Here is an 18,934-nt window from a genome sequence, read left to right as displayed (position 1 = left end):
CGCACGGGCACCCCGCTCGGCGGCACCGACGTCCCGCAGGGCGCCCGGCGGCGCGGCCTCGGGGCCTGGGCGCGCCGGCTGGCCGGCGGACGCGGCGAGCAGCCGGCCGGCCCCGGGGCGTACGACGGCACGGCCGCCCACGCCGGCACGGCACGCGCGGCCGGTGTCCCCCGGCAGCCGGAGACCTGGCCGGACCCGGCCGCCCTGCTGCTGACCGCGCTGGGTCCCGGGCCGCGCCTGTGGGAGCGCGGGCCGGTCCACCCCGAACTGCTGGCCGTGCGGCTCGGCACGGCCGACCGGAGCGCGCCGGACGGCTCGGGTCTGCTGCCGGCGGTGCCGGTGACGGCCGCGCTGCGCGAGGCGGGCGCGCTGGGCCTGGCCGGTCCGCGCCCCCGGCTGGCCGGGCTGGCCCGCGCGGTGCTGGCCCAGCTCGCCGCGCTGCACTCCCCAGACCTGCTCGAGATCGTGCTGATCAGCGCGGACCGCTCACGTCCGGTGGCGGACCGCACGGCCGAGTGGGCCTGGCTGGGCTGGCTCCCGCACGTCCGCCCGGGCCACGGCCAGGACTGCCGTCTGCTGCTGGCCTACGACCGTGAACAGGCGGCGGCCCGCGCCGAGGAGCTGCTGCGCCGTCTGGACGACCATGCGGCGACGGGCCGCACCGCCGCCCACCCCGCCCCGGCACGCGGCACCGCCTCCACGGCCCCCGGCCCCGCGACCCCGCCGTCCGGCACCGCCGTCCCGGCCGCCCGCGACACCGCCGCGTCCGGTACGCCCGCCCCGGCCGCGCCGTCCCCCGGCGCCGTGGCCGGGATGCCCGGCGCCCCCGGACAGGGCGCTGCCCGGCGGCCCTCCTGGGCCAGGGAGGACGCCGGAGGCGGCACCGGCGGCTTCGGGGGGCCGTACACGATCGTCGTCGTGGACGGGGATCCGGGCGGCTCGGCGCTGCGGGACGCGCTCGCGCGGCTGGCCGCGGCCGGTCCGCGGGCCGGGATCCACGTCGTGTGCCTCGCCGAGACCCGGGCGGCCTCGCCGGCCTCCCCCGTGGCGCAGACGTACGAGGCCGCGTGCGCGGTGACGCCGACGTTCCGGCACTGCGGTGCCGTGGCGCTGCTGAGCGGGGACGTCGCCGCCGGACTGCAGCTGCTGCGGGTCGCGCCGGGCGGACCCGTCGGCACCGGCACGCTCGCCACGGTCGACGCCGTCTCCGCCGCCTGGGCGGAGCGGTTCGCGCGGGCGCTCGCGCCACTGCGCCCGGACGGCCCGCCCGGTGAGCGGCACACGCGCGTGGCCGCGCCACTGCCCCGCTCGGCGCGGCTGCTGGACGAGCTGGGCCTGGCCCGGGCCACCCCCGCGTCGCTGATGGCGCGCTGGGCGGACGCGGCCGACGACACCGAGTCGCTGGGCGGGCGGGCGCGGGCGGTGCTGGGCGCCGGGCCGCGCGGGCCGGTCACCGTCGACCTGGTGGCCGAGGGCCCGCACCTGCTGGTCGAGGGCCCCGCCGGCAGTGGCCGTACCGAGCTGCTGCGGACGGTGGTCGCCTCGCTGGCCGCCGCCGAGCGCCCGGACCGCCTGACCATGGTGCTGCTCGACGGCCGGGACGGCGTCGGCACCGGCGCGGGACTCGGTGAGGGGCTGCGCGTGTGCACCGACATACCGCACGTCACCACGCACCTGGTCGCCAACGATCCGGTGCGGATGCGGGAGTTCGCGCAGTCGCTGACCGCCGAGCTCAAGCGCCGGGCGGAGCTGCTGGGCCGGACGGACTTCGCCCGGTGGCACGCCGGGCAGGAGGTGTCCGGCCGGATGGTGTCCCAGCGCACGCCCGCCGCCGGCCGCTCCGGCCCCGCCACCGGTTCCGCCGCCGCCCGCTCCGCCACCGGTTCCGCCGTCTCCGGTTCCGCGTCCGGTGACCTGGAGTCGCCGCCCAGCTCCACGCTGCGGCTGCGGCCGGGTGCGGCGGCCCGGCAGCGGGCCGCGGCCGCTCCGCCGCTGCCCCGGCTGGTGGTGGTCGTCGACGACCTCGACGCGCTGGTCTCCCCCGCTCTCGGCTCGCCGGGCCGGCCCGCCGCCGGCTCGGTGATACGCGCGCTGGAGGCGGTGGCCCGGGACGGCGAGCGGCTCGGCGTGCACCTGGTGGCGGCGGCCGGGGCCGGTGGCCGTACGGCGGAGTCCGAGCCGGCGCGGCGGGCCGCCCTGCGGATCGCGCTGGACGCCCCGCAGCCGGGGCCGGACCAGCCGGCGCCGGGACGGGGCACGCTGGCGTACGGGGACGGGCGGACCGTGGGCTTCCAGGGCGGCCGGGTGACGGGCCGCATCCCGCGTACCGCGACCCAGCGGCCGACCGTCGTCCCGCTGGACTGGCAGCGCATGGGCGACCCGCCGGCCCGCCGGCCCGTGCGGGAGCTGGGCAACGGCCCGACCGACCTGGCCCTGCTGGCCAGCGCGGTGGAGCGGGCCGCCCGCGAGGTCGCGGCGGCGCTGGTGCCGTCCCTGCTCTGAGGGTTCCCGGGGCGGCGCCCGGGAGGACGGGCCGAGCGAGTCGTCCCTCCGGGTGAATGTGCCCTCCCCCGGCGGGACCGGCCCGCCCCGGCCCCCGCGCACTCGCCCGCACACACCCCTGGTCACGAGCCGGTCACGATGAGCCGGTGGACACCGCAGGCGCTCTTGCCCACCCGGAGCGGCCCGGCGTAGACCGGACCGCACGGGACAGAGTTCTGACGTTCAGCAGCGTTCAACGACGAACGACGAACGGGGAAGTGATGCACAGCGAGAGCAGCACGTTCCGGACACACAGGGCCGTCACCACACTCACCGCACTGCTCGCGGGGGCGCTCGTGCTCACCGCCTGCTCCGGCGGTGACGACGACAAGAAGAAGGACGACGGGGGCGCGAGCGGCGGGGCCACCGCCTCCACCGTGACCCTGCCGAAGCTGGACGGCGCCCGGCTGGAGGTGGCCGCCGTCTGGACCGGCGCCGAGCAGGCCAACTTCAAGAAGGTGCTCGCCGAGTTCGAGAGGCGGACCGGCGCGAAGGTCACCTTCGTCCCCGCGCAGGACCCGATCATCAACTTCCTCGGTTCGAAGATCGCGGGCGGTCAGCCGCCGGACGTCGCGCTGCTCCCGCAGCCCGGCGCCATCAAGCAGGCGGTCGACAAGGGCTGGGCCAAGCCCCTCGGGCCGGAGGCCGGCAAGGAGCTGGCCGAGAACTACGCGCAGGGCTGGCAGGACATCGGCAAGGTCGGCGGCAAGCAGTACGGCGTGTACTACAAGGCCGCCAACAAGTCGCTGATCTGGTACAACGCCAAGGTCTTCGAGAACGCGGGCGCCCAGGAGCCGAAGACCTGGAAGGACCTGCTGACGGCCTCGCGGGCGGTGTACGACTCGGGGGTCACCCCGTTCTCGGTGGCCGGCGCGGACGGCTGGCCGCTGACCGACTGGTTCGAGAACGTGTACCTGTCGCAGGCGGGCCCGGAGAAGTACGACCAGCTCGCCCAGCACAAGATCAAGTGGACCGATCCGTCGGTGAAGCAGGCGCTGACCACCCTCGCCCAGCTCTGGGGCAAGAAGGACTACCTGGCCGGCGGACAGACGGGCGCGCTGCAGACGGAGTTCCCGCAGTCGGTCACCCAGACCTTCAGCGGCGGCGACCAGCCGAAGTCCGCGATGGTGTACGAGGGCGACTTCGTGCAGGTCAACATCGGGGAGACCAAGGCGAAGGTGGGCACGGACGCGAAGGTGTTCCCGTTCCCGGCGGTCGGCTCGGCCGCACCGGTGGTCTCCGGCGGTGACGCCGCGGTGATCCTGAAGGACTCCAAGGCCGCGCAGGCCCTCGCCACCTTCCTCGCCTCCCCGGACGCGGCCACGATCCAGGCGAAGCTCGGCGGCTACCTCTCGCCGAACAAGAACGTGCCGGTCTCGGCGTACCCGAACCCGGTCCAGCAGAAGATCGCCAAGGCGCTGGTCGCGTCCGGCGACGACTTCCGCTTCGACATGTCCGACCAGGCCCCGCAGGCCTTCGGCGGGACGCCCGGCAAGGGCGAGTGGAAGGACCTCCAGGACTTCCTGAAGAACCCGCAGGACGTCGCGGGCGCCCAGGCGAAGCTGGAGAAGGACGCGGCGGCGGCCTACGGGAACGGGAGCTGACCCGGTCATGGCGTCGGCAGCGGCGGCCGGGGCCCCACCGGGCCCGGCCGCACCCCGCGGTCGCAAGAGCGTGACCGGCACCCGCAGGACCGTGGCAGCGCTGTTCCTGCTGCCCGCGCTGGTGCTGCTCGGCGCGCTCGTGGTCTACCCGATCGGGTACTCGCTCGTGCGCAGCTTCTACAACGCCTCCGGCGACGGCTTCGCCGGGTTCGACAACTACAAGACCCTCTTCACCGACGACGGCATCCGCACCGCCCTGAAGAACAACGTGCTGTGGGTGGTGTTCGCGCCGACGGTCGCCACCGCGCTGGGCCTGGTCTTCGCGGTGCTGACCGAACGGGTGCGCTGGGGCACGGCGTTCAAGCTGGTCGTCTTCATGCCGATGGCGATCTCGATGCTGGCCGCCGGGATCATCTTCCGGCTGGTGTACGACCAGGACCCGGACAAGGGCGTCGCGAACGCGGTGTGGGTGGGCGTGCACGACACGTTCGCGCAGTCGTCGGCGTTCCCGAAGGCGCACCCGGGCCGTGACTCGCCGCTGGTGGCACAGGGCGGCGGCTTCGTGACGAGGACCGCCGTGCACGCCGGGCGGCCGGTCGCCCTGCCCCTGGTCGGTGTCGCGCCGGACCAGCTGCCGGACGGCGCGGCGAAGGCCGCCGCCGCGAGGCCGGAGCCGGGCAAGGTCACCGGCACCACCTGGCAGGACTTCACCCGCGGCAAGGGCGTCGGCAGGCTCGGCGCACCGGATCCGTCCGAGGTGGGCTATGCCGGGATGCGCATCGAGGCGGTGAAGGACGGCACGGTGGTCGCGTCCACCGAGGCGTCCGGCGACGGCACCTTCACCCTGCCCGCGGCGGCCGACGGGGCCGTGCTCCGGCTCCCGGCGAGCAACTTCAGGGAGCCGTACGACGGGGTGGACTGGCTCGGCCCGGCGCTCGTGACGCCGTCGATCATCGGCGCGTACGTGTGGATGTGGGCGGGTTTCGCGATGGTGCTGATCGCGGCCGGGCTCGCGGGCGTGCCCCGGGAGCTGCTGGAGGCGGCCCGGGTGGACGGCGCCACCGAGTGGCAGGTGTTCCGCAAGGTCACCGTGCCGCTGCTGGCGCCGGTGCTGGCGGTCGTGGTGGTCACCCTGATGATCAATGTGCTGAAGGTGTTCGACCTGGTGTTCATCATCGCGCCGGGCTCCTCCCAGGACGACGCGAACGTGCTGGCGCTGGAGCTGTACCGCAAGGGGTTCGCCGAGGGCCGGCCGGGCGTCGCGAGCGCGATCTCGGTCTTCCTGCTGCTGCTGGTGATCCCGGTGATGCTGTTCAACATTCGTCGGCTGCGGCGGGAGGTACGGCGATGACGGCGACCGCCGGAAGCATCGGGAAGGCCGATCCGGTCCGGACGGTGAAGGCCCGGCAGCCGGTCGCCTCCCGGATCGCGGAGCGGCTGGGCGGCGGTCTGGTCCGGGTGGTCCTGATCCTGGTGGGCCTGTTCTGGCTGGTGCCGACCATCGGTCTGCTCGTGTCGTCGCTGCGCGCCCCGCAGGACATGAGCGCGAGCGGCTGGTGGACGGTGTTCACCAAGCCCTCGCAGCTGACCGTGGACAGCTACCAGCGGCTGCTGGAGAACTCCGACATCACCAACTCCCTGGTGAACACGGTACTGATCACGGTCCCGGCGACCGTGCTGGTCGTGGTGATCGGGGCGCTGGCCGGGTACGCGTTCGCGTGGATGGAGTTCCCGGGCCGGGACTGGTGGTTCCTGGGCGTGGTCAGCCTGCTGGTGGTGCCCGTGCAGGTGGCGCTGATCCCGATCGCCGAACTGTTCGGCAAGCTCGGGCTGTTCGGGACGATCTTCGGGGTGATCCTGTTCCACACCGGTTTCGGTCTGCCGTTCGCGGTGTTCCTGCTGCGGAACTTCTTCGCGGAGATCCCGCGCGAGCTGCTGGAGGCGGCCCGGCTGGACGGCGCCGGTGAACTGCGCCTGTTCGCCCGGGTGGTGATGCCGCTCGGCGGACCGGCCATCGCGAGCCTCGGCATCTTCCAGTTCCTGTGGGTGTGGAACGACATGCTGGTGGCGCTGGTGTTCACCAAGTCGGGCACCCAGCCGATCACGGTGGCCCTGCAGACGCAGGTACGGCAGTTCGGCAACAACATCGACGTGCTGGCACCCGGCGCGTTCATCTCCATGGTGATCCCGCTGGCCGTGTTCTTCGCGTTCCAGCGGCAGTTCGTCTCCGGGGTGATGGCGGGAGCGGTCAAGTAGCTCGGTGAACAGGCATGTCGTCAGGGGCGGGCCGGCCGCGGCCCGCCCCTCGCCGTCCGTCCGGTGTCCCCCGAACGGCGTACCGGCCGTAACCGTTTCACTCCATCGGCCGTTGCCGGGCAGAACGCCCGCGCCGACCGACCCATGGATGTGCCGTGCCCAGGTTCAGTGTCATTGTCCCCGCGTACAAGGTCCAGGCGTATCTCCCCGAGTGCCTGGATTCGGTGCTCTCGCAGTCGTACCCCGATCTGGAACTGATCGCCGTGGACGACTGCTCGCCCGACGCCTGCGGCGCGATCATCGACGAGTACGCGGCCCGGGACGCCCGGGTGAAGCCGGTCCACCTGGCCGAGAACCAGGGGCTGGGCCCGGCCCGGAACGCGGGGATGGCCGAGGCGACCGGTGACTACCTGGTCTTCCTGGACAGCGACGACACGCTCACCCCGGACGCGCTGCGGGCGGTCGCCGACCGGCTGAAGGAGACCGGCGACCCGGACGTGCTGGTCTTCGACTACGCGCGCACCTACTGGGACGGCCGCCAGGTGCGCAACCAGCTCGGCGCCCAGCTCACCGAGCAGGGCCCGGCACCGTTCCGGCTGGAGGACCGGCCGGGACTGCTGCGGCTGCTGATGGTGGCCTGGAACAAGGCGTGCCGCCGCGACTTCGTCGAGCGGCACGGCTTCCGGTTCCCGCCGGGCTACTACGAGGACACCCCCTGGACCTTCCCGGTGCTGCTGACCGCGCAGTCGCTCGCCACCCTGGACCGGGTGTGCGTGCACTACCGGCAGCGCCGCCGGGGCAGCATCCTCGGCACCACCAGCACCCAGCACTTCGACCTGTTCGAGCAGTACGACCGGGTGTTCGCCTACGTCGAGCAGCGGCCGGAACTCACGCGCTGGCGACCCGAGTTGTTCCGCAGGATGGTCGACCACTACGCGACGGTGTTCAGCAAGCCGGGCCGGCTGCCGCGCGGCAGCCACGGCGCGTTCCTGCGCCGGGCCCGCGCCCACTACCGCCGCTACCGGGTGCCTGGGGTGCGCCTGCGGCCGCGGCACGCCCTCGTCCGCTTCGGGCTGCACCGCACGTTCCGGGCGCTCCGGCTGGCCGCGGCCGTCCGCCGGCAGGTGCTGAAGTCGGCGGTGAGACTGTTCCGCGCCGTGCGCACGGCCGGGCTCCGGCTGCACTACCGGGTGCAGCTGCGGCTGCCGCTGCGCGCCGACCGGGCGGTGTTCGCCGCCCGGGAGGGACGCGGGGACCCGGCCGCGCTGGAGGAGGCGTTCCGCACGCTCGCCCCGCGGCTGGGCACGGCATGGGTCGTCCGGCCCGGGCAGGAGCACGCCGCGCCCGCGGGCCCGCGCCGGCTGCGGCCCGGCACCGCCGCCTACTGGACGGCGCTGGCCCGCTCCCGCTACCTGGTCAGCGACGCCGGCTTCGAGGGACGGCTGCGCAAGCGGCCCGGGCAGGTCTTCGTGCAGACCCGGCAGGGCACCCCGCTCGCCCACGCGGGCCTGGACCTGCTGGAGCGCCCGGCGGCGGCCCGGGACGCGGACCCCGCGGAGCTGCTGCGGGACGTCGACCAGTGGGACTACGTCCTGTCCGGCAACCGGCACGCCACCCTGACCTGGGAGCGCGTCCTCCCGGGCGGCTACACCACGCTGGAGTACGGGCTGCCGCGCACCGACGTCCTCCAGCGGGCGACCGCGGCGGACGTGACCCGGCTGCGCGCCTCGCTCGGCATCCCGGAGGGGGCGGTCGCGATCCTGTACGCGCCGGCCCGCCGCGACCACCTGCGCACCCAGCGGCCGCTGCTCGACCTGGAGCGGATCGTGCGCCGGCTGGGCCCCCGCTACGTGGTCCTGGCCCGCACCCACGTCCCCGTGCACGGCACCCGGATCATCGACGTCTCCGCCCACCCGGACCCGGCGGGGCTGTGCCTCGCCTCCGACGTGCTGCTCACCGACTACGCGCCGGTGATGTTCGACTACGCGGGCCTGGACCGGCCGATCGTGGTGCACGCCGAGGACTGGGCGGTGTACGAGGCGGTGCACGGCGCCTACCTCGACCTGCCGGCCGCTCCGCCGGGCGCGGTGGCACGCGACGAGGACGAGCTGATCGACATCTTCGCCACGGGCCACTGGTACGGCTCGCGCTCGGCGCAGCTGCGGGCGGCGTTCCGGGAGCGGTTCTGCCCGTGGGACGACGGACGGGCCGCCGAACGGGTCGTACGCCGGGTGGTGCTGGGCGAGACGGAGCCGCCGCCGGTGGTGCCGCTCGCGGAGCGCACGCCGGCACCGGCGGCCTGCGCGCGCGCACCGCTGGCCACCGTGCCGCAACCTCCCGGTCCCCGTCCCGTCACCGACAGCCGCTGAACGCCGTTGGTCCTTCCGGGAGTTCCCATGCCCCTCGGCTCGACGCGGCCCACTCCGAGCCGGCCGTCCACCTGGCGCCCGGCGGGACGGCCCGGCCGCGTCCGCAAGACGACAGAAAGAACAGAATGCCCCGCTTCAGCATCATCGTCCCGTCCCACGGGGTCGCCGGCCGGCTGTCCCAGGCGCTGGACTCGGTCCTCGGCCAGTCCTTCGGCGACCTCCAGCTGATCCCGGTCTGCGACGCCCCCGACGCCCCGGCCGCCGAGGTCGCCGCCGGGTACGCCGAGCGGGACCCCCGGGTGACACCCGTCCACTCGCCGCCGTCCGCCGGGCTGAGCGGGGCGCGCAACACCGGGATGCGGGCGGCGACCGGCACCTACCTGCTGTTCCTGGACGGCGACGACCTGCTGCTGCCGGGCGCGCTGGACGCGCTGGACGCCCGGCTCACCGAGACCGGCGGGGTGGACGTGCTGTACGCCGGGCACGAGCGGGTGCCCTGGTGGGAGGGCGAGCCGGCGAACCCGGTCGCACCGCTGCTCGCGGGGGCCCCGAAGGGGGCGTTCGCCCCCGCCGAGCGGCCCGCCCTGACCGGGGTGCAGTGGCCGGCGTGGAGCGCCGTCTACCGCCGCGCCTTCCTGACCGAGGAGGAACTCTTCTTCCCCGACGGCCACTTCACCGACCTCGGCTGGGGCGGCCTGGTGACCGTCGCCGCCGGGCGGATCGCGGTGCTGCACCAGGCCGTCGTACGGCACCGGCTGCGCCGGCAGGGCAGCCGGCTCAATGCGCCCGGTCCGCACCAGCACACCGTGCTGGACCAGGTGGAACGGGTGCTGGCGCGGGCGGCCGGCAGCGGCCTGCCGGCCGAGCGGACCGGGCCGCTGTTCGACCAGCTGTTCTCCGTGGTGCTGAAGACGGCGTCCCGGCCGGAGCGGCTGTCCCGCGGGCACCGGGCGTTCTTCCGCCGCGCGGCCCGGCTCTACCGGCGGCACCGGCCGGCCGGGCACCGGGTGCCGGGCGGCAGCCTCGGCGTGCAGCACCGGCTGCTGGCGGCGGGCGCGTACACCGCGTTCCGTGCCCTGCGGGGCGCCAACCGGGCGGCCGACGGCGCCGTGGCGCGGCTGCCGCGCCCGCGCGCGGTGCGCACCCGGCTGCGCTACCTGCGCGACCTGCGCCGTCCCCTCGACGCCGGCCTCGCCGTGTACTGCGCGTACTGGGGCCGCGGTTACGCCTGCAATCCGGCCGCGATCCACGCCAAGGCCCGCGAACTGGCCCCGCACCTGCGCTCGGTGTTCCTGGTGGAGGCCGGCCAGGAGCACGCCGTACCGGAGGGCGTCGAGCACGCGGTGATCGGCTCCCGGCGCTACTGGGAGGTACTGGCCCGCGCGAAGTACCTGGTCAACAACGCGAACTTCGCCGAGGGTGTGGTGAAGCGGCCGGGCAGCGTGCACCTGCAGACCCAGCACGGCACCCCGCTGAAGACGATGGGCGTGGACCAGTCGACGTACCCGGTGGTGGCCGCGCAGTCGGGCAGCTTCGCCAAGCTGCTGGGCCGGGTCGACCGCTGGGACTTCAACCTGTCGTCCAACCGCCACTCCACCCAGATGTGGGAGCGCGCCTTCCCCGGCTCCTACGAGCACCTGGAGTACGGCTATCCGCGCAACGACGTCTACTACACGGCGACCGCGGACGACGTGGCCCGGATCCGGCGCGAACTCGGCGTCCCGGAGGGCAGCACGGCGGTGCTCTACGCGCCGACCCACCGCGACCACCACACCGGCTTCGAACCCGGCCTGGACCTGGAGGCGTTCTGCGAGGCGGCCGGCGAGGACGTCGTCGTCCTGCTGCGCGCCCACTACTTCTACGACCGGGGCCGCTCCCGGACCTCGGACCGGGTCATCGACGTCACCGCGCACCGCTCCTCCGAGGACGTGTGCCTGGCCGCGGACGCGCTGGTCACCGACTACTCGTCCATCATGTTCGACTACGCCAACCTGGACCGGCCGATCGTCGTGTACGCCGACGACTGGGAGGTGTACCGGGAGACGCGGGGCGTGTACTTCGACCTGATGGCCGAGCCGCCCGGCACGGTCGCGCGGACCCCGGGGGAGCTGGCCGCCGTCTTCCGGGACGGCTCGTACGCCGGCCCGGAGGCCCGGGCGCTCAGGGCCGCGTTCCGGGAGCGGTTCTGCCAGTTCGACGACGGGCGGGCCGCCGAGCGGGTGGTGCGGCGGGTGCTGCTCGGCGAGCCGCCCGAGGCCGTCCCGCCGGTGATCCCGCTCGCGGAGCGCGTTCCCGCCCCCGCCGCCGCGACCCTCGTGAGGAGCTGACCCCGCCGTGCCCCGCTTCACCCTGATCGTGCCCTGTTTCAAGGTGCAGGGCTTTCTGCGCGAGTGCCTGGACTCGGTGCTCGGGCAGTGCTTCGGCGACTTCGAGCTGATCGCCGTCGACGACCGTTCCCCGGACGGCTGCGGCGCGATCCTGGACGAGTACGCCGAGCGCGACCCGCGCGTGAAGGTGCTGCACCTGCCGGAGAACGTCGGCCTCGGCCGGGCCCGCAACGCGGGCCTCCCGCACGCCACCGGCGACTACCTGTTCTTCCTGGACAGCGACGACACCCTCACCCCGGGCGCGCTGCGGGCCGTCGCCGACCGGCTCGCCGAGGCCGACGACCCGGACGTGCTCGTCTTCGACTACGCGCGCACCTACTGGTGGGGCGGCACCCGGCGCAACGTCCTCGCGCCCGTCCTCGCCGAGGCCCCCGGCGTCTTCACCGTCTCGGACTACCCGAGGATCCTCGACCTGCTGATGGTGGTCTGGAACAAGGTGTACCGGCGGGAGTTCGTCACGGAGAACGGCTTCGCGTTCCCGCCGGGCTACTACGAGGACACGCCCTGGACGTTCCCGGTCATGCTGAGCGCCGGCCGGGTCGCCGCCCTGGACCGGATCTGCCTGAACTACCGGCAGCGCCGGCAGGGCAACATCCTGTCCACCACCAGCCGCAAGCACTTCGACATCCACGACCAGTACGAGCGGGTCTTCGCGTTCGTCGCCGAGCGGCCGGAGCTGGCGCGGTGGCGGCCGTACCTGCACCGCAAGATGGGCGAGCACTGCCTGGACATCCTCGCCAAGCCGGACCGGCTGCCCCCCGCGGACAAGGCGGAGTTCTTCCGGCGCACGGCGGAGATGTTCCGCCGGCACCGGCCCGCCGGCGCCCTGGTGGACGGCGAGGTCGCCGTGCTGGAGGGGTCCTGGACCGGGTACCTGCTGAGGCGGCAGGCGGCACGGGCCGGGCGGGAGGCGGCCCGGCGGGCGGAGCGGGTGCGCCACGCGGCCGGCGGCCGGGCCCGGGCCGGCTGGGCGGCCGTGCACGCGCGCCGCCCGCTGGACGAGCACCTGGTGGTCTACTCGGCGTCCTCGCACCGGGGCCTGCTCGGGGACCCGGCGGCCGTCCACGCGGCGGCCCGGGAGATCGCCCCGCAGCTGCGCGGGGTGTGGGTGGTGCGGGACGCGGAGACGGCCGCGCACCTGCCGCCCGACGTGGAGCACGTGGTCCTCGGTTCCCGGCGCTACCTGGAGGTGACCGCCCGCGCGAAGTTCTTCGTCAACGACGTCAACTGGCCCGGCTCGCTCGCCAAGCGCCCCGGCAGCGTGCACATCCACACCCACCAGGGCACCCCGCTGAAGTACGTGGGCGCCGACCTGCTGGACAAGCCGGGCGCCCGGCTCGGTTTCGACGTGCCGCAGATGCTGCGCCGGGCCGACCGCTGGGACTACAGCCTGGTCGCCAACCGGTACTCGGAGCTGGTGTGGGAGCGGGCCTACCCCTGTCACTTCACCTCGGTGCGCAGCGGCAGCCCGCGCAACGACGTGCTGGTCAGTGGCGGGCCCGGCGACTTCCGGGAGCGGTACGGCATCCCGGCGGACCACACGGTCGTGCTGTACGCGCCGACCCGCCGGGACTACCGCCGGGGCGGCCACGTGGAGCGGATCGACCTGGCCCGGTTCGCGGCCGACCTCGGCGAGGGTCACACGCTCGTGGTCCGGCTGCACCCGTCGCTGGCGACCGGTCCGGCGCGGGGCCTGGGCCTGGCGGAGCTGGCCCGGCGCGGGATCCTGGTCGACGCCACCGACGAGCCGCGGACGGCGGACGTGCTGCTCGCGGCGGACGCGCTGGTCACCGACTACTCGTCCGTCATGTTCGACTACGCCGTGCTGGACCGGCCGATCGTGGTGCACGCCGACGACTGGCCCGCCTTCCGGGCGAGCCGGGGCGCCTATCTCGACATCACCGCCGAGGCACCCGGCCACGTCTCCGCCTCGTACGGTGAGCTGGCCCGGCTGTTCGCCTCGGGCTCCTGGCGGGACGCGGAGTCGGCGCGCCGGCGCGCGGACTTCCGGGCCCGGTTCTGCGCGTACGACGACGGGCGGGCCGCCGAACGGGTGGTGCGGACGCTGCTGCTGGGCGAGCCGGCGCCCGGACCGAGGCCGGTGCGGATCCCGGGCCAGGCGGCGGCCCCGGACTCGCTGACCTCGGCGTGAGCACGCCCGAGGGGGCCGGCCCCGACCGGGACCGGCCCCCTCGTGCCGCGCGCGGCGCGCTTACTCGATGACCAGGTCGACGTCGATGTTGCCGCGGGTGGCGTTGGAGTACGGGCAGACCTGGTGGGCGGTCTCGACCAGCTTGCGGCCGGTCGCCTCGTCCACGGTGCCGGGCAGCTCGATGCGCAGGGTGACCTTCAGTCCGAAGCCCTCGCCCTGCTTGCCTATGCCGACCTCGGCGGTCACGGCGGCGTCGCTGACGTCGACCTTGGCCTGGCGGCCGACGAGGCCGAGGGCGCTGCCGAAGCAGGCGGCGTACCCGGCGGCGAAGAGCTGCTCGGGGTTGGTGCCCTGGCCGTTGCCGCCCAGCTCCACCGGCATGGCGAGGGCCAGGTCGATCCTGCCGTCGGAGGAGACGGCACGGCCCTCGCGGCCGTGGGTGGCGGTGGCGACAGCGGTGTAGAGCGCGTCCATGGAGACCATCCCTCTGGGGTGTGGCGGTTCGTTGCGGGCATAAGTAGAGCACACAATTAGATTTTGCACAACTAAATGGTCCGCAGGGGCTATCCTGGAGCCATGAACGACATGGACTGGCTGCGCCTGGACCGCCAGATCTGCTTCTCCCTGCACGCCGCGTCCCGCGCCTTCAACGGCGTCTACCGCGTGCTCCTGAAGGACCTCGGGCTCACCTACCCGCAATACCTGGTGATGCTGGTGCTGTGGGAACAGGGCGACCTGCCGGTCAAGAAGCTCGGCGCACAGCTGCGGCTCGACTCGGGCACGCTCTCCCCGCTGGTCAAGCGGCTGGAGGCGGCCGGTCTGGTGCGGCGCGAACGCAGCGCCGAGGACGAGCGCTCGGTCCTGGTACGGCTCACCGGGGAGGGCACGGCATTGCGCGAGCGGGCCCTGGAGGTGCCCCGCCGGATCATGTCGGCGACCGGATTCGACCTGGCCGAGCTCGTCGACCTGCGCGCCCGGCTGGACCGGCTCACCACCGCACTGGACGCGGCGGCGGAGACGGAGGCCCGGGCGGCCGACTGAGCGGACGGACGTACAGCCGTACGGTCACCCCGCCCCGCACCGCTTCCCGGCGGGCCACGAACTGCTGCCCCAGGACGGTGGCCTTCGCGCGCTCGACGGGGTCGCGCGGCGCCCGCCGGCCGGCGAGCTGCCTCCCGTCCGCGACGACCCACACACGGTCGAGCCGCGCCAGCCGCCGGCGCACCTCCCGCGGCCCGGCCTCCCGCCCGTACAGCGTCCCGGACTCGGCGGCCCCCGCCACCAGCGCCACGTCCCGCGTCCCGCGGAAGGCCCGCGGATAGGTGAGCGCCACGTTCCGCATCGGCCCGGGCAGGAAGAGCACGGGATCGCCGGCGACCAGGCCGCGGGCGGCCGCCCGGGAGACGGCGCCCAGGTCGTCCGGCCGGTGACCGGGTTCCCGGTCCTTCTGGAGCAGAGGGAGCTGGTGCAGGAGGGAGAGGGCGACGGCGAGGACGCCGGTGAGGGCGGGACAGGGCGACCTCCGCCCGGCCGGGCTCCCCGGGCCGCCCGCGCACAGGCGCCCGACGGCCCCCGCCACCCGCTCGGCCCCGCAGGCCACCAGCAGCGGCGCCCCCGCCAGGGCGTACAGCACGTACCGGTCGACGTACAGCGGCGAGAACTGCGAGGCCAGCATCAGCGCCGCCGGCGGCACCACCATCACCGGCAACGCCACCCCGGCGCAGGTGACCTCCCGGCGCCCCACCAGTCCCTGCAGGCCCAGGACCGCCAGCCCCAGACACACCCAGAACACCGCGTCCGACGGCCCCAGAAACCTCTGCAGCAACCTTTCCGCAGTCTCCGCCGTGGGCGCCCGCAGCCATGCCACCTGGGCCGCCTGCCCCCGCGACACCGCCACCATCGGCAGCAGCCCGGCCACCACCGCCACCGCCGCGCCCGCCCAGCCCCGCCACACCCGCCGCCCCGCCCGGGCCAGCGCCAGCGACACCGCGTGGGCGAGCAGCAGCAGCACCGCGAACTCGTGCAGCCAGCAGGTGAGGGCGAGGACGGCGCCGTAGGGCCACCAGGGGCCGCCGCCCTGCACGGCCCGGACGAATAACAGGGTCGCGCCGGCGGCGCCGGCCGCGACGATGGCGTAGGAGCGGCCCTCCTGGGCGTAGTGGCCGGCCATCGGCGTGACGGCGTACAGCAGTCCGGCCCACAGCCCGACCCGCGGCCGCACCAGCCGCATGCCGAGGGCGGCCACCAGGCCCGCCGTGCCGGCCGCCGCGCACAGCGACGGCAGCCGCAGGACGACCTCGCCGGGGTGGACGGCGAGGACGGCGTGCAGCAGGAGGTAGTACAGGCCGTGGACCGCGTCCACGTCGTGCAGCAGCCGCCAGATCTGCGGCACCGTACGGCGCCCCACCTGGAGACTGACCGCCTCGTCGCGCCACATGCCGCCCCGGTCGAGCCCCCAGGCCCCGAGCGCGAGCGCCGCCAGCACGGGCAGGCCCACGACGGCGGTCCGGCGCAGCCGCGCCCGGAGGGCCGGCGGCCGGTACGGCGGACGGCTCGTCGCACCGGCCGGTGCGCCGGTGGCCGAAGCCGCCGGACGCGGCTGGGGTTTCGCAGGAAGCCCGACGTTCACCATGGCCCGATCTGTTACGGTCCGATCTCTTACGATTAGCGAATATTGGGGTTCTTGACGGTGTATCAGCATCAATACACCATCCGTACCGCTTAGGCTTCCATGTGATGAACCGTCTCCGCGTCACCCCCCGGCCGGTCCTCGCACTCACCGCCATCTGGCTCACCACCCGTGCCCTCATGCTGTGGCTGCTCACCCTGGGCGGTGCCCGGCTGCTGGGCGGAGGCGCGGTGAGCCGGGAGGTGTGGCGGCTGTACTTCCACTGGTACGGCGTCCTCACGCACGGCTCCTTCCCGGTGCACGACACGCTGTGGCAGTACCCGCCCGGCGCCGGCGCGGTGCTGCTGGCGCCGGGCCTGCTGCCGGGCCTGACGTACTTCGAGGCGTTCGTGACGGTCACGCTGGCCGTGGACGCGCTGACCCTGGCCGCGCTGCTGCGCGCGGGCACCCGGCCCGGGCGCAGCCTGCTCGGCGCGGCCGTGTGGACCGGCGGTCTGCCGCTGCTGCTGCACCTGCCGCTCGCCCGGTACGACGTGCAGGTCACCGCCCTGGCCGTGCTCTGCCTGCTGGCCTCGGCGCGCTCCCCACGCGCGGGCGGGGTGCTGGGGGCACTGGGCGCGCTGGTGAAGGTGTGGCCGGCGCTGGTGCTGCTGGGCGCGCCCCGGGGCCGGCCGACGCGCACGGCGTGGGGGTGGGCGGGGTGGGCCGGTCTCGCGTGCCTCGCCCTGTTCGCCGTCCGCTTCACCCACCCGCTGTCCTTCCTGCGGGAGCAGGGCGGCCGGGGCGTGCAGATCGAGTCGCTCGGCGGCACGGCGCTCAACCTGGCCCGGCACGCCGGCTGGCCGGGCCGGACCCGCTACCGGTACGGGGCGATCGAAATCGTCGGCCCGTACGCGCAGGCCGTGGCCACCGCCTCCCTCGCGCTGACGGCGGTCGCCTTCGGACTGCTGGTGCTGTGGCGAGTACGGGCGCGGCACTGGACCGAGGCCACGCCCTTCGACGCGGCGCTGAGCGCGGTGCTGCTGTTCACGGTCACCAGCCGGGTCATCAGCCCGCAGTACATGATCTGGCTGATCGGGCTGGCCGCCGTGTGCCTGACCTCGCGGCACACCCGTCAGCGGCCGGTGGCGGTGCTGGTCCTGGCGGCGTCCGCGCTCAGCACCGTGGCGTACCCGATGTTCTACGGTGAGGTGGTCGAGGGCACCTGGGCCGGGTGCCTGCTGATGCTGGCCCGCAACGGGGTGCTGACGGCCGCCGCCGTGCTGTCGTTCGGGCGGCTGTGGCGGGCCGCGCGGCCGCCGGCCGGAAAGACCGTGCCGCCGACGCAACCCCGAGCCGATTCCGACCGTCTTCCGGAGCGAGCACTAAGCCTCTCTTAACGGGGTATTACCGAATATTCTTACGCTTCCGGCCCGTGGACCTCATGCATCCAGAACCGCGACACCCACACCCGGCGCCGGCCTCGGCGCCCGGCCCGGCATCCCCCTCGACGCCGGCGCCCCAGGTCGCCGTGGTCGTGATCGGCTACAACGACCGCGCCCACGTGGGTGATGCCGTGCGCTCGGCGCTGGCCCAGGGGCCCGCGGTCGCCGAGGTGATCGCCGTGGACGACTGCTCCACCGACGGCAGTGGGGAACTGCTCGACCGGCTGGCGGCCGGTGAACCACGGCTGCGGGTGGTGCGCCTGCCGGTGAACAGCGGCGGCTGCGGCAGCCCGCGCAACGCGGGGGTCGACGCGGCGCGGGCGCCGTACGTGATGTTCCTGGACAGCGACGACATGCTGCCGCCGGGCGCCGTGGACGCCCTGCTGACGGCGGCCACGGAGGCGCACGCCGAGGTGGCGAGCGGTCTGTGCGTGCGCCGGGAGCTGCCGTCGGGGCGCGAACAGCCCTGGCAGGCGCCCCTCTACGAGACGCCCGCCGTCCTCGCGCGCCCCGCCCAGCGCCCCCGCCTGGTCCACGACACGCTGTGCGTCAACAAGCTGTACCGCACCGACTTCCTGCGTACCCACGGCATCCGCTTCCCCGAGGGCCGCTTCCTGTACGAGGACTTCGTCTTCGTGGCGCGGGTGCTGGCCGCGAGCCCGCGCATCGCGCTCGTACCGGACCGGGTGTACGTGTGGCAGGTCCGCCGGTCGGCCGAGCGGCTGTCGCTCTCGCTGGACCGGGGGCGCGTCGAGAACTGGACCGCGCGCCTGGAGGCGTCCACGCTGGCGTACGACATCCTGCTGGGCGCCGGGCAGAAGGAGCTGGCGCGGGCGGCGCGCGCCAAGTTCCTCGACCACGAGGTGCGCATGTACGTGCGCGAGCTGGAGCTGCGCGACGCGCACTACCGGCGCGCCTGGTGGGAGCAGACCCGTGAGCACCTCGCGCACTACGACGCGGCCGACTGGGAGCTCAATCCCGCCGCCCCCGGCCGTCTGCTCGGCCGGGTCCTGCTGGAGTCGCCCGAGCCGCGCGAACTGCCCCGGCTGCGGGAACTCGCCGCCCGTCCGGCGCGCCTGCTCCCGCCGTACGCCCGCACCCCCGACGGCACCCCGGTCTGGTCCGCCGCCCTCCCCCAGGTCTCCCTCGCCCCCTTCCTGTCCCGGCCCGTCGCGGAACTGCCGCTCGCCGTGGACGCGGAACTGCGCCCCCGCGCGCGCGTCTCGCTGCTGCGCCTGCGGCTGCACGAGCTGTACGGCAAGGTGGCCGAGGCGGACCCACGCGAGGTGGAGCTGCACTGGCAGGCGCGGGAGGGCGACCGCACGCGCGGACGCACCACGGCGGCGCTCACGCCCTCCGGTGCGGACACCTGGTCGGCCGAGGTGCCCGTCGACCTGGCGCGGCTCGGCTCGGGCACCTGGGACCTGCGCGTGGCCCTGCTCTTCGCGGACGGCACCCGGCGCGAGACGACGGCGCACGCCCTCACGGGTGCCGGCCGGCTGCGCCGTCGCGCCGTCCCGAGCGCCGTGCACGGCGTGCTGCTGGCCCAGCCCTACGCCACGCACTCCGGCG

12 protein-coding genes are annotated in these 18,934 nt (G+C 74.8%); 10 read left to right on the top strand and 2 right to left on the bottom strand.

Translation table 11 applies throughout. The features are described from left to right. The 7 genes from IE312_RS17505 to IE312_RS17475 form a co-directional block, all read left to right on the top strand. The coding region (locus IE312_RS17505) for an FtsK/SpoIIIE domain-containing protein (protein WP_229899978.1) at positions 1-2,502 on the top strand (2,502 nt) is incomplete at its 5' end. 260 nt (positions 2,503-2,762) lie between these two features. After that, positions 2,763-4,145 carry an ABC transporter substrate-binding protein gene (locus IE312_RS17500; RefSeq protein ID WP_189982827.1) on the top strand — a complete coding sequence of 461 codons (1,383 nt, stop codon included), beginning with the start codon at positions 2,763-2,765 and terminating at the stop codon, positions 4,143-4,145. A gap of 70 nt (positions 4,146-4,215) precedes the next feature. Beyond that, positions 4,216-5,496, top strand: a complete 1,281-nt coding sequence (locus IE312_RS17495) for a carbohydrate ABC transporter permease (protein WP_189983157.1) — start codon at positions 4,216-4,218, stop codon at positions 5,494-5,496. After that, positions 5,493-6,401 (top strand): carbohydrate ABC transporter permease, encoded by a 909-nt coding sequence (locus tag IE312_RS17490; protein ID WP_189982825.1) that lies wholly within the window; start codon positions 5,493-5,495, stop codon positions 6,399-6,401. The genes IE312_RS17495 and IE312_RS17490 overlap by 4 nt, the downstream gene beginning before the upstream one ends. Positions 6,402-6,556: 155 nt before the next feature. Next, on the top strand, positions 6,557-8,770 hold the full coding sequence (locus tag IE312_RS17485) for a bifunctional glycosyltransferase/CDP-glycerol:glycerophosphate glycerophosphotransferase (RefSeq protein WP_189982823.1): 2,214 nt from the start codon (positions 6,557-6,559) through the stop codon (positions 8,768-8,770). A 125-nt stretch (positions 8,771-8,895) separates the two neighbouring features. Next, on the top strand, positions 8,896-11,097 hold the full coding sequence (locus IE312_RS17480; protein WP_189982821.1) for a bifunctional glycosyltransferase/CDP-glycerol:glycerophosphate glycerophosphotransferase: 2,202 nt from the start codon (positions 8,896-8,898) through the stop codon (positions 11,095-11,097). Positions 11,098-11,104: 7 nt separating this feature from the next. Then, a complete protein-coding gene (locus IE312_RS17475; RefSeq protein WP_189982819.1) occupies positions 11,105-13,309 on the top strand; it encodes a bifunctional glycosyltransferase/CDP-glycerol:glycerophosphate glycerophosphotransferase in 2,205 nt (734 codons plus the stop codon). Positions 13,310-13,369: 60 nt separating this feature from the next. Here the strand turns inward: IE312_RS17475 and IE312_RS17470 are convergent, their stop codons facing one another. After that, positions 13,370-13,783 (bottom strand): organic hydroperoxide resistance protein, encoded by a 414-nt coding sequence (locus IE312_RS17470; RefSeq protein ID WP_189982817.1) that lies wholly within the window; start codon positions 13,781-13,783, stop codon positions 13,370-13,372. A 75-nt stretch (positions 13,784-13,858) separates the two neighbouring features. Between IE312_RS17470 and IE312_RS17465 the strand changes: the two genes are divergently transcribed. Further along, entirely contained in the window at positions 13,859-14,350 is a 492-nt protein-coding gene (locus tag IE312_RS17465) for a MarR family winged helix-turn-helix transcriptional regulator (RefSeq protein WP_189982815.1), read from the top strand. Here IE312_RS17465 and IE312_RS17460 read toward each other — a convergent pair. Beyond that, a complete protein-coding gene (locus IE312_RS17460; protein ID WP_229899972.1) occupies positions 14,298-15,806 on the bottom strand; it encodes a glycosyltransferase family 39 protein in 1,509 nt (502 codons plus the stop codon). The two genes, IE312_RS17465 and IE312_RS17460, sit on opposite strands and share 53 nt — an antisense overlap. A gap of 239 nt (positions 15,807-16,045) precedes the next feature. On the opposite strand from IE312_RS17460, the gene IE312_RS17455 reads away from it, so the two are divergent. Together IE312_RS17455 and IE312_RS17450 are read left to right on the top strand one after the other, a co-directional pair. Then, positions 16,046-17,317, top strand: coding sequence for a glycosyltransferase 87 family protein (locus tag IE312_RS17455; RefSeq protein ID WP_189982811.1), 1,272 nt, complete (start codon positions 16,046-16,048; stop codon positions 17,315-17,317). Positions 17,318-17,361: 44 nt separating this feature from the next. Next, on the top strand, positions 17,362-18,934 hold a 1,573-nt coding region (locus tag IE312_RS17450), incomplete at its 3' end, for a glycosyltransferase (RefSeq protein ID WP_370467568.1).

This window comes from Streptomyces capoamus (genome assembly GCF_014654935.1).
GTDB classification, from domain to species: domain Bacteria; phylum Actinomycetota; class Actinomycetes; order Streptomycetales; family Streptomycetaceae; genus Streptomyces; species Streptomyces capoamus.
Note: the sequence above shows the minus strand (reverse complement) of the source record. Positions and strands in the feature narration are given on the sequence as shown.

Bases quoted from the DNA above. Each gene is read 5' to 3' on its own strand.
- IE312_RS17500 (WP_189982827.1), top strand. From the start codon at position 2,763: ATGCACAGCGAGAGCAGCACGTTCCGGACACACAGGGCCGTCACCACA.
- IE312_RS17490 (WP_189982825.1), top strand. From the start codon at position 5,493: ATGACGGCGACCGCCGGAAGCATCGGGAAGGCCGATCCGGTCCGGACG.
- IE312_RS17480 (WP_189982821.1), top strand. From the start codon at position 8,896: ATGCCCCGCTTCAGCATCATCGTCCCGTCCCACGGGGTCGCCGGCCGG.
- IE312_RS17470 (WP_189982817.1), bottom strand. From the start codon at position 13,783: ATGGACGCGCTCTACACCGCTGTCGCCACCGCCACCCACGGCCGCGAG.
- IE312_RS17465 (WP_189982815.1), top strand. From the start codon at position 13,859: ATGGTCCGCAGGGGCTATCCTGGAGCCATGAACGACATGGACTGGCTG.
- IE312_RS17455 (WP_189982811.1), top strand. From the start codon at position 16,046: ATGAACCGTCTCCGCGTCACCCCCCGGCCGGTCCTCGCACTCACCGCC.